Source organism: Streptomyces sp. NPDC056948 (assembly GCF_042674225.1).
Taxonomy (GTDB): Bacteria; Actinomycetota; Actinomycetes; order Streptomycetales; family Streptomycetaceae; genus Streptomyces; species Streptomyces purpurascens.
On sequence record NZ_JBHUQX010000354.1, the window covers coordinates 1 to 10141 of the forward strand.

The window sequence follows — 10141 nt, forward strand, 5'->3', positions numbered from 1 at the left end:
CCTCGGCGTTCTTTTGATGCCCTCATGACGCTTGCACGTAATTACGTAGTTCCGTAATCTCGGAGGAGTGGAACTCGAAGAACGCGTCGCCGACCTGGAACGCCGTCTGACGGCCCTGGAAGGCGCCCGCAGTACCGGCCCCCGCCTCGAAGGGGGCGACTTCTGGGCCCTGAACGGGCTGCGGGAGCAGCTCTCCGAGCTGGGAGCAACCGACGGCGGCGTCCTCTACACCGGCTCCGTGCGCCTGCCCACGGGCGAGCCGTACGCGTGGCAGATGGGAGCCCTGACCGAGGGGCTGCTGGAGGAGGACTGGACGGCGGCCGCCGAGTCGTTCGCGGCCCTCGGCCACCCGGTCCGGCTCCGGCTGCTCCGCGAGATCCTCGGCGGCCGGCGCACCGCGGCCGAACTCGCCGAGCTGGACGAGGTCGGCACGACCGGCCAGATCTACCACCACCTGCGCCAGCTCACCGGCACCGGCTGGCTGCACACGACCGGCCGGGGCCGCTACGAGGTGCCGGCCCAGCGCGTCGTACCGCTGCTGGTGGCGGTGGCGACGGCCAGGCCGTAACAGCGAGGAAGAGGAAACGGGGACGGGATGTCCGCACACAAGCTCGGCACGGTGGCCTTCCAGGGCCTGCAGCTGACCTTCATCGGCCTGGTGATCGCCCATATCTGCTTCGGCTGGGGCTACCCCATCCTGTGGAACTGCCTGCTGCTGGTCCTCGCCTACGCCGTCGTCACCGTCGCCAACCGGTGGGGCGGCGCCCCGGACAGCCCGCGCCGGGCCCGGGAACCCCTCGAAGTCGCCCCGCCCGTGACCGGCCGCTGGTCCGCGCTGAACAGCCCGGCCGACCGCACCCCGAGCCACGGCATCCACGCCCACGGGCAGACGTACGCCATCGACATCCTCGCCGAGCCCGAGCCGGGCTCCCGCCCCGCCTTCCACTGGCTCTGGCCGCTCGCCCGCCGCCCCCAGGACTTCCCGGCCTTCGGCGCCGAGATCCTCGCGGTCGCCGACGCCACGGTCGTACGGGCCGCAGACGGGCAGCGCGACCACCTCAGCCGCAACTCACTGCCCGGCCTGCTCTACCTGATGCTCCTCGAGGGCTCGGTGCGCGAGATGTCCGGCATCCGCCGCATCCTCGGCAACCACATCGTCCTCGACCTCGGCAACGGCACCTACGCCGCCTACGCCCACCTGCGGCGCGGCTCCCTCACCGTCCGCGAGGGCGACCGCGTCCGGGCCGGACAACCGCTCGCCCGCTGCGGCAACTCCGGCAACTCCTCCGAGCCGCACCTCCACTTCCAGCTCATGGACGGCCCGGACCCGGACGCGGCCCGGGGCGTCCCCTTCACCTGGCACGGCATCGGCGTGCCCCGCAACGGCGAGACCTTCGAGGCACCCCCGACTGTCACAGCCCGCACCTAGGCTGACCCCCATGCCCCCGGCCAAGAAGCGCCCCCGTGCGTACGACCCCGCCAAGACCCGAGCCGCCGTGCTCGCCCAGTTCGGGAACATACGCCGGGCCGTGGGCACCCTCGGCCCCGACCGGCTGGACCTGCCCACGCGCCTCGGCGACCGGACCGTGCGCGAGCTGGCCGTGCACTGCGCCATGGCCCTGGACGCCGTGGACCGGCTGCTCGGGGAGCCCGAGCCCGCGCGGCAGGACGGTCGGCTGCTCGACTGGCCGTTCGCCACAGCCGACGACGCCCCCGCCCTCGCCGACGACGCCCCCGCCCTCGCCGGCACCGCCCGCCGCCTCGCCGAGGAGCACCCGGACCTCGACGCCCACCTCGCCGACGCCGGGCACCGCTTCACCGCGCACCTCGACGCGCACCCCGCCGGCCGGCTGCTCCCCACCAGCGCGGGCGCCCTGCCCCTGGCCGACTACGTCGTCACACGCACCGTCGAACTCGTCGTCCACACCGACGACCTCAACGCCGCCGTCCCCGGCCTGGACATCCCCTACGACCGTCAGGCCCTCGCCGCCTGCACCCGGCTGCTCGCCGACGCGCTCGCGGCGAAGGCGCCCGGCGGCTCGACGGAGGTGCGGGTGCCGCCGTACGCGGTGGTGCAGTGCGTGGAGGGCCCGAGGCACACCCGGGGCACCCCGCCCAACGTCGTCGAGACGGACCCGCTGACCTGGATCCGGCTGGCGACCGGTCGGCTGGCCTGGAAGCAGGCGCTCCAGGACGCCCACGTCAGCGCGAGCGGCGAGCGGGCCGACCTGGACGCGTACCTGCCCTTGATGACGTAAGGGAACCGATCCCCCCGGTTGCCCCGTCGAAGTGGCATGGACAGGCAGAAGCAGCGCATGACCCTGACGGCCGCCGCCATGCTCGTCCCGCTCATGGCGGCCTGCGGCAGCGAGAAGACGGACAGCGGCAGCGGTGCGGTCGGTGCCGACAAGCCGGCGGTGACCGGCATGCGGTGGAGCGTGGACAGCGTCACCGCGGACGGCACCACCCAGAAGGCACCCACCGGCGCCCACGTGACCATCGACAAGGGCCGGGCCGAGGGCAGCTTCGGCTGCAACAACTTCGGCGCCGACGCCACCGTCGACGGCGACCGCGTCCGGCTCAGCAAGACCATGGCCACGGAGATGGCCTGCGAGAACAAGCCCATGGCCTTCGAGGAGACCCTCGCCCGCACGCTCTCCGACCAGGAGTTCAAGGCGAAGGTGGACGGCGACCGCCTCACCCTCACCACCGACAAGGGCGACGCCGTCCGTCTCACCAAGGCCAAGGACGCCGAGCTGAGCGGCACCAAGTGGACCGTCACGACCCCGGAGGCCGACGGCCGCGCCCACCTCACCTTCGACGAGAAGAAGGGCACCGTCTCCGGAAGCCTCGGCTGCAACAAGGTGAACGCAAAGGCCACCGTGCGCGACGGCCATATCACCCTGGGCCCTCCGGCCACGACCCGAATGATGTGCGAAGACTCACTCATGGCCCACGAGAAGACCCTGTTGCGTCTTTTCGACGGGAAGCTGAAGTACGGAGTCGATCACCAAACTCTGACGCTGACCAGCGAGAACGGCACGAGTGTGCGAGCCGTCGCCGCACAGTGATCCACCAAAAAGTCCGGTATCCCCAATTCGGACCAGTGGTCGACCTCGCCTACACTCGGTGGCGTGCCACGTGGTGACGGACGACTCAACCACGACCTGCTCCCCGGTGAGAAGGGCCCCCAGGACGCTTGTGGCGTCTTCGGTGTCTGGGCTCCGGGCGAAGAGGTCGCCAAGCTCACGTACTTCGGGCTCTACGCCCTCCAGCATCGAGGCCAGGAATCCGCGGGAATCGCGGTCAGCAACGGCTCTCAGATCCTTGTCTTCAAGGACATGGGCCTGGTCTCCCAGGTCTTCGACGAAACCTCCCTCGGCTCGCTCCAGGGACACATCGCGGTCGGACACGCCCGCTACTCGACCACCGGTGCCTCCGTGTGGGAGAACGCCCAGCCGACGTTCCGTGCCACCGGGCACGGCTCCATCGCGCTCGGCCACAACGGCAACCTGGTCAACACGGCCCAGCTCGCCGAGATGGTCGCCGACCTGCCCAAGCAGGAGGGCGGCCGCACCCCGCGCGTCGCGGCGACGAACGACACCGACCTGCTCACCGCGCTCCTCGCGGCCCAGGTCGACGAGGACGGCAAGCCGCTGACCATCGAGGAGGCCGCCCACCGCGTCCTCCCGCAGGTCAAGGGCGCCTTCTCCCTCGTCTACATGGACGAGCACACGCTGTACGCGGCCCGTGACCCGCAGGGCATCCGCCCCCTGGTCCTCGGCCGCCTGGAGCGCGGCTGGGTCGTGGCCTCCGAGTCCGCGGCCCTCGACATCTGCGGCGCCAGCTATGTCCGCGAGATCGAGCCGGGCGAGTTCGTCGCCATCGACGAGAACGGCCTGCGCACCTCCCGATTCGCGGAAGCGAAGCCCAAGGGCTGCGTCTTCGAGTACGTGTATCTGGCTCGCCCGGACACCGACATCGCCGGGCGGAACGTCTACCTCTCCCGGGTGGAGATGGGCCGCAAGCTCGCCAAGGAAGCCCCGGCCGATGCCGACCTCGTCATAGCGACCCCGGAGTCCGGCACCCCCGCCGCCATCGGCTACGCGGAGGCGTCCGGCATCCCCTTCGGCTCCGGCCTGGTGAAGAACGCCTACGTCGGGCGTACGTTCATCCAGCCCTCGCAGACCATCCGCCAGCTCGGTATCCGCCTGAAGCTGAACCCGCTGAAGGAAGTCATCAAGGGCAAGCGCCTGGTCGTCGTCGACGACTCGATCGTGCGCGGCAACACGCAGCGGGCCCTGGTCCGCATGCTCCGCGAGGCGGGCGCCGCCGAGGTCCACATCCGGATCTCCTCGCCGCCCGTGAAGTGGCCCTGCTTCTTCGGTATCGACTTCGCCACCCGTGCCGAGCTCATCGCCAACGGCATGACCGTCGACGAGATCGGCACCTCGATGGGCGCCGACTCCCTGGCGTACATCTCCATCGACGGCATGATCGAGGCGACCACCATCGCCAAGCCGAACCTGTGCCGCGCCTGCTTCGACGGCGAGTACCCGATGGACCTCCCGGACCCCGAACTGCTCGGCAAGCAGCTCCTCGAGACCGAGCTGGCCGCCGGCCCGGCCGCCACGGCCGCCGCCGACGCGATCCGCCGCCCGTAGTCGGCCCGTAACACCTGCCGTACGACACGAAGGTTCTCATCAGCCATGTCTGAGACACCCATCGCCGAGGGCGGCGCCAGCTACGCAGCCGCGGGCGTCGACATCGAAGCGGGCGACCGCGCCGTAGACCTCATGAAGGAGTGGGTGAAGAAGGCGCAGCGCCCCGAGGTCCTCGGCGGCCTCGGCGGCTTCGCCGGCCTCTTCGACGCCTCCGCCCTGAAGAACTACGAGCGTCCCCTGCTGGCCTCCGCCACGGACGGTGTCGGCACCAAGGTCGACATCGCCCGCCAGCTCGGGATCTACGACACGATCGGCCACGACCTGGTCGCCATGGTCATGGACGACATCGTGGTCTGCGGCGCCGAGCCGCTGTTCATGACCGACTACATCTGCGTCGGCAAGGTCCACCCCGAGCGCGTCGCCGCCATCGTCAAGGGCATCGCCGAAGGCTGTGTGCTCGCCGGCTGCGCCCTGGTCGGCGGCGAGACCGCCGAGCACCCGGGCCTGCTGGGCGAGGACGACTTCGATGTCGCCGGCGCCGGTACGGGTGTCGTGGAGGCCGACCGGCTGCTGGGCGCAGATCGTATCCGTACGGGTGACGCGGTGATCGCCATGGCGGCCTCCGGTCTTCACTCGAACGGGTACTCCCTCGTCCGCCACGTCCTGCTGAACCAGGCGGGCCTCGCGCTGGACGCCCACATCGACGAGCTCGGCCGCACCCTCGGCGAGGAGCTGCTGGAGCCGACGAAGATCTACTCGCTGGACTGCCTGGCCCTGATGCGCACCACCGAGGTGCACGCCTTCAGCCACATCACCGGCGGTGGACTCGCGGCCAACCTCGCCCGGGTGATCCCGGACGGCCTGCACGCGATCGTCGACCGCTCCACCTGGACCCCGGCCCCGATCTTCGACCTCGTCGGCCGGACGGGTCAGGTCGAGCGCCTGGAGCTGGAGAAGACCCTGAACATGGGCGTGGGCATGATCGCGATCGTGCCGCAGGAGTCCACGGACGTGGCCCTGACGACCCTGGCCGACCGCGGCGTGGACGCCTGGGTGGCAGGGGAGATCACGGACCGGGGTGAGCACACCACCGGCGCCGCACTGATCGGTGACTACGCGAGCTGAGGCACGGGGGTCATAACCCTGCGGGCAGCACAGAACCCGGTCGGTGACCGGAGTCACCGACCGGGTGAATGCTCAGTGCAGGGTCAAGCGCCGCGACGGTGTTGTGAGGACTGGTCGTCCTCATCTTCGTCGTCGTCCTCATAGAGGTCGGCGTACCGTGCGTACAGGTCCTCATCCTGATCATCGTCCTCGACCACCGGCTCGCCGTTAGGCGGCTGCGGATTCGAAGGCGATGCACCCAGCTCCTCAGCCAGGCGTGAGAGGTCAGTCCCACCGCTGTTGTACTTCAGCTGGCGGGCGACCTTCGTCTGCTTGGCCTTGGCCCGGCCGCGCCCCATGGCTCGACCCCCTCAACGACGGGGCTCGACGGCCCCAGAGTCTTGACACGCGTTCATGGTCCGGCACGGACTCTCCGCAGAGAGACCGTGTCCGTAGGGCTTCCACGGTACCTGAGCCCGCGCCCATACGGTACGTCGCCCGCATGACGTGCCCGCGCCCAGGACCCTCGAGGCGCCCCGTCCTCGCTGGTCAACCGCGATTTTAACCACTTATCGGCGGTCGACCCGCCGGTAGAAGTGAGAGTTCTCTCTAACTGCCCACCGACGGGTACCGGCCAAACGTACGAGACCCCTCCGGGTCAGTCCCGTATCCGCCTCCGGTTCAGCGCGCCCGGCGGGCCATGGCCGCGTCGTGCATCCGCTGCTCGGCGATCCGGTCGGCCGCGGCGGCCGGCGGAATCCCGTCCTCCTTCGCACGTGCGAATATGGCCAGCGTCGTGTCGTAGATCTTCGCCGCCTGCGCCCTGCAGCGCTCGAAGTCGAAGCCGTGCAGCTCGTCGGCCACCTGGATGACACCGCCGGCGTTCACCACGTAGTCCGGCGCGTAGAGGATCCCGCGGTCGGCGAGGTCCTTCTCCACACCCGGGTGGGCGAGCTGGTTGTTGGCGGCGCCGCAGACCACCTCGGCGGTCAGCACGGGCACGGTGTCGTCGTCCAGGGCGCCGCCCAGCGCGCAGGGGGCGTAGATGCCCAGCCCCTCGACCCGGATCAGCTCGGCGGTGTCCTTGACGGCGATCACGTCCCGGTGCCGCTCGGTGATCCGCCGCACGGCGTCCTCGCGCACGTCCGTGACGAAGACCTCGGCGCCTTCCTTCACCAGGTGCTCCACCAGGTGGTGGCCGACCTTGCCGACACCGGCGATGCCGATCCGCTTCCCGCGCAGGGTCGGGTCGCCCCACAGGTGCTGGGCGGAGGCGCGCATGCCCTGGTAGACGCCGTAGGCGGTGAGGACGGAGGAGTCCCCGGCGCCGCCGTTCTCGGGGGAGCGGCCGGTCGTCCAGCGGCACTCGCGGGCCACGACGTCCATGTCGGCGACATACGTACCGACGTCGCAGGCGGTGACGTAGCGGCCGCCGAGGGAGGCCACGAAGCGGCCGTAGGCGAGGAGCAGCTCCTCGCTCTTGATCCGCTCCGGGTCGCCGATGATCACGGCCTTGCCGCCGCCGTGGTCGAGACCGGCCATGGCGTTCTTGTACGACATCCCGCGCGCGAGGTTCAGCGCGTCGGCGACGGCCTCCGCCTCGTTGGCGTACGGGTAGAAGCGCGTACCGCCGAGCGCGGGGCCCAGGGCGGTGGAGTGGAGGGCGATGACGGCCTTGAGACCGCTCGCGCGGTCCTGGCAGAGCACGACTTGCTCATGACCTCCCTGGTCCGAGTGGAACAGGGTGTGCAGTACATCAGCAGGCGCGCCGGCTACGTCGGTCACTGTGGTGACTCCTGAGTAAGTTGCGGCGGGTGGGGCTGGGCTTCCGTGTGGGTGGCGGAAGCTGTTGAGCATGAGATTAGAGCCTGGTACGCCCGTCGGCGGCACCACGCACAGGATCCCCTCCGTGCGGAGTACACCCGTGCGACGATTTGCATAGTCTTCCCGTGCGTTCGTGAGTGGGTTCCGCAGGTTTTCGCGACGGAGCGCGGGGGAGGGAGCAGGCGTGCCCAAGGTGTCCTCGGTGATCGTCCCCTACGCGACCTACCTGCGCGTGTACGAACCGCTGGCCGCCTTCCCCGAGCCGGAGCGCAGTCACTGGGCCCGCTACGCGCGTCGTACGGACCGTCCCTCGTACCAGGACGAACTCCGTCGAGCCCTGGCCGACTTGGCGCCCACCCCGCCGGTCCCGGTGCCGGTGCACGAGAGCGAGGACGCCTTCGTGCTCGATGTCGACGGCGTCGTCTGCGTCTGCCCCTGGCGCACCCGGCTGCGCGGCTGGCAGGCCCTGGACGAGCTCTCCGAGGAGCTCCCGCAGCCCGTCCTGGACGTGGTGCTGCCGCCCCTCCTGCGGAGCCAGGCCGTCCAGGACTACGAGCGCTGGCTGGCGATCAACCCGGACGCCCGGCCGTGGATCCGTACGGCGACCTGGCAGGTGCCGATCAACTGGTTCGTGCTGGTCTCCGACGAGGAGCGTGAGTACGACAAGGGGGCCTCGGTCGACAGCCCGCCCGTGCTGCGCTACCGCACGCCGATGGTCCAGGCCCGGCGGCGCGTGGCCCGGGGCCTGCGGGCCCTGAAGGAGGCCATGGACGAGGGGCCGCTGATCGACGGCCTGGTGGACGTCGGACGCTGGCTGGAGGAGTTCCACCCGCGCTCGCTCGTGGAGCTGGACTACGGCGGTCTGGTGCACGCCGTGCCGGCCGGGGCGCTGGAGGACGATCACTCGGCGGCGGACGTGGCCGAGGGGATCGCCGCGCTGCGCCGGGGCGACGGGACGGCCGCGGGGGCGGCGTACGGGCGGCTGGTGGAGCGGTGGCGTTCCGTGCGGGATCTGCGGTCGGCCAACTGACCTCTGACCTTGAGATTCCTACGGACGGCTCACGGTCGGTCACGAACTGACGTTTGACGAACCGCCCGATTTGAGGTTTTGTCCTCGCACCGAGTTCCTGAAGCGGACTGTGCGTTTCCTGAAGCTTCGTCAACAAGGGACGTAGGACCCGATCCGGGCGTACCTCTCAAGTAGGCCAAGCGTGACGGACTACACGTACGTGGCTCTTGCGCCCCTTGCCCCTCCTCATGCCAAAATAGGACAAGGAGTCCGGGGGGCTCCTTCCGTCCCGTAGTGCTGCACTATGGGCGGAATCTCAGCATTGCACGCTTTGGGGGGTCTCGTGACTCCTGATCGCCGCTGTGACTGATCGTCACAGCGGCGTGACTGTCCGCTATGGCATGGTCCATCGGCTTCCGTCGCTGATGAACACCTGGAGGGGTAATTCCATCGGTTTGGCCGACGCGGCTGGACAGATGGTGTAGTTGTAGTGCCGAGGACAAGCCGTTCGTCCTATAACCGACTCGACTCGCGTCCGCCATTTCGGGCAACGCGGGTCAAGGTGCAGAATTTAGAGGAAAGAACCGAGAAGGTTCGGTTCTCCCGAGGAGGCCGCTCATGACCGCTCGCACCCCTGATGCCGAGCCGCTGCTGACCCCGGCTGAGGTCGCCACCATGTTCCGCGTGGACCCGAAGACGGTCACGCGGTGGGCGAAGGCCGGCAAGCTCACGTCGATCCGCACGCTCGGCGGGCATCGACGCTACCGCGAGGCTGAGGTCCGCGCTCTGCTCGCGGGCATTCCGCAGCAGCGCAGCGAGGCCTGAACAATTGAATACCGGACAAACCGGCTGGTCCCCCACTGGCCGCGGCGTCCGGAACCCTAGCTCCAAGCGACGCGGGTCCTGCCCCAACAGGCCCCACGCCCAAGCCAGTCAGAGCTTCGCAGGCATGTAACAGGGTGCGTCGTAGATCGCGTTGGACTCCGCCGGGTCCAGCGCGATCTTTTTTGTGCGCTGACCACCGGCCCTCCGGGCCCTGCTGTGAGCGGCCTTGTCGGAGTCTGGGGAGGGGTGTCGGATCTCCTGTGTGCGACACCCCTGGGTGGGGTGCAATTGCACATATTAAATTGACCTGTTGTAGGTGGGGTGTAAGTACCGCACTTTCCAAAACTCATGCGGTGACACCCGTCACATACCGATCGGCTTGTTAGCTCTGGCGCGGGTGCGGTAGTGGAGCCTCCGGCTCCAGCACCCCACGCTCAGGCGGGTGTTGAGACCGGCCCGGAGCGGACTCCATCGCCAGCCGCAGCAGGCGGTGGCAGATCGGGCAGTGACGCGTGAGGTGCCGGTACGACGACGCGGCCGACAGGTGCGCGCGGAGCAGGGCCCGCGTCTCGTGCCTAGCCGATGCCGCCATACGCCACCTCCAGAGGGCCGCACGGGGAACGTCCCTGGTTTCTGGGTACCGAGCGAACGAGAGCCCGTCAAGACGGCATGGGGGAGCCCTGGAGGCTCCTGGGGAGGTCAAGGCACACAAAAG

11 protein-coding genes are annotated in these 10141 nt (G+C 69.6%); 8 read left to right on the top strand and 3 right to left on the bottom strand.

Translation table 11 applies throughout. From position 1 onward, the window contains the following. Positions 1–67: 67 nt before the first annotated feature. From ACFTZL_RS33805 to purM, 6 genes are all read left to right on the top strand, one after another. On the top strand, positions 68–568 hold the full coding sequence (locus tag ACFTZL_RS33805; protein ID WP_382590752.1) for an ArsR/SmtB family transcription factor: 501 nt from the start codon (positions 68–70) through the stop codon (positions 566–568). 27 nt (positions 569–595) lie between these two features. Continuing rightward, positions 596–1429, top strand: coding sequence for a M23 family metallopeptidase (locus ACFTZL_RS33810; protein WP_382590755.1), 834 nt, complete (start codon positions 596–598; stop codon positions 1427–1429). 10 nt (positions 1430–1439) lie between these two features. After that, positions 1440–2258, top strand: a complete 819-nt coding sequence (locus ACFTZL_RS33815) for a sterol carrier family protein (protein ID WP_382590758.1) — start codon at positions 1440–1442, stop codon at positions 2256–2258. A gap of 36 nt (positions 2259–2294) precedes the next feature. Then, on the top strand, positions 2295–3071 hold the full coding sequence (locus ACFTZL_RS33820; protein WP_382590761.1) for an META domain-containing protein: 777 nt from the start codon (positions 2295–2297) through the stop codon (positions 3069–3071). A 63-nt stretch (positions 3072–3134) separates the two neighbouring features. Next, complete coding sequence (gene purF / locus ACFTZL_RS33825) at positions 3135–4664, top strand: amidophosphoribosyltransferase (RefSeq protein WP_382590764.1); 1530 nt, start codon at positions 3135–3137, stop codon at positions 4662–4664. A 45-nt stretch (positions 4665–4709) separates the two neighbouring features. After that, positions 4710–5789, top strand: coding sequence for a phosphoribosylformylglycinamidine cyclo-ligase (gene purM / locus ACFTZL_RS33830; protein ID WP_382590767.1), 1080 nt, complete (start codon positions 4710–4712; stop codon positions 5787–5789). Between the two features lie 83 nt (positions 5790–5872). Here purM and ACFTZL_RS33835 read toward each other — a convergent pair whose 3' ends face one another. Together ACFTZL_RS33835 and ACFTZL_RS33840 are read right to left on the bottom strand one after the other, a co-directional pair. Next, entirely contained in the window at positions 5873–6127 is a 255-nt protein-coding gene (locus ACFTZL_RS33835) for a DUF3073 domain-containing protein (RefSeq protein WP_193483495.1), read from the bottom strand. Positions 6128–6449: 322 nt separating this feature from the next. Then, on the bottom strand, positions 6450–7553 hold the full coding sequence (locus tag ACFTZL_RS33840) for a Leu/Phe/Val dehydrogenase (RefSeq protein WP_382590771.1): 1104 nt from the start codon (positions 7551–7553) through the stop codon (positions 6450–6452). A gap of 223 nt (positions 7554–7776) precedes the next feature. Here ACFTZL_RS33840 and ACFTZL_RS33845 point away from each other — a divergent pair, with 223 nt between their 5' ends. Together ACFTZL_RS33845 and bldC are read left to right on the top strand one after the other, a co-directional pair. After that, positions 7777–8622 carry a hypothetical protein gene (locus ACFTZL_RS33845; RefSeq protein WP_382590774.1) on the top strand — a complete coding sequence of 282 codons (846 nt, stop codon included), beginning with the start codon at positions 7777–7779 and terminating at the stop codon, positions 8620–8622. A 597-nt stretch (positions 8623–9219) separates the two neighbouring features. After that, positions 9220–9426, top strand: a complete 207-nt coding sequence (gene bldC, locus ACFTZL_RS33850) for a developmental transcriptional regulator BldC (protein ID WP_003949541.1) — start codon at positions 9220–9222, stop codon at positions 9424–9426. Between the two features lie 382 nt (positions 9427–9808). Here bldC and ACFTZL_RS33855 read toward each other — a convergent pair whose 3' ends face one another. Continuing rightward, the gene (locus tag ACFTZL_RS33855; protein ID WP_382590777.1) at positions 9809–10018 is read right to left on the bottom strand and encodes a DUF6274 family protein; all 210 of its coding nucleotides are present in this window, start codon (positions 10016–10018) and stop codon (positions 9809–9811) included. Between the last annotated feature and the right edge of the window lie 123 nt (positions 10019–10141).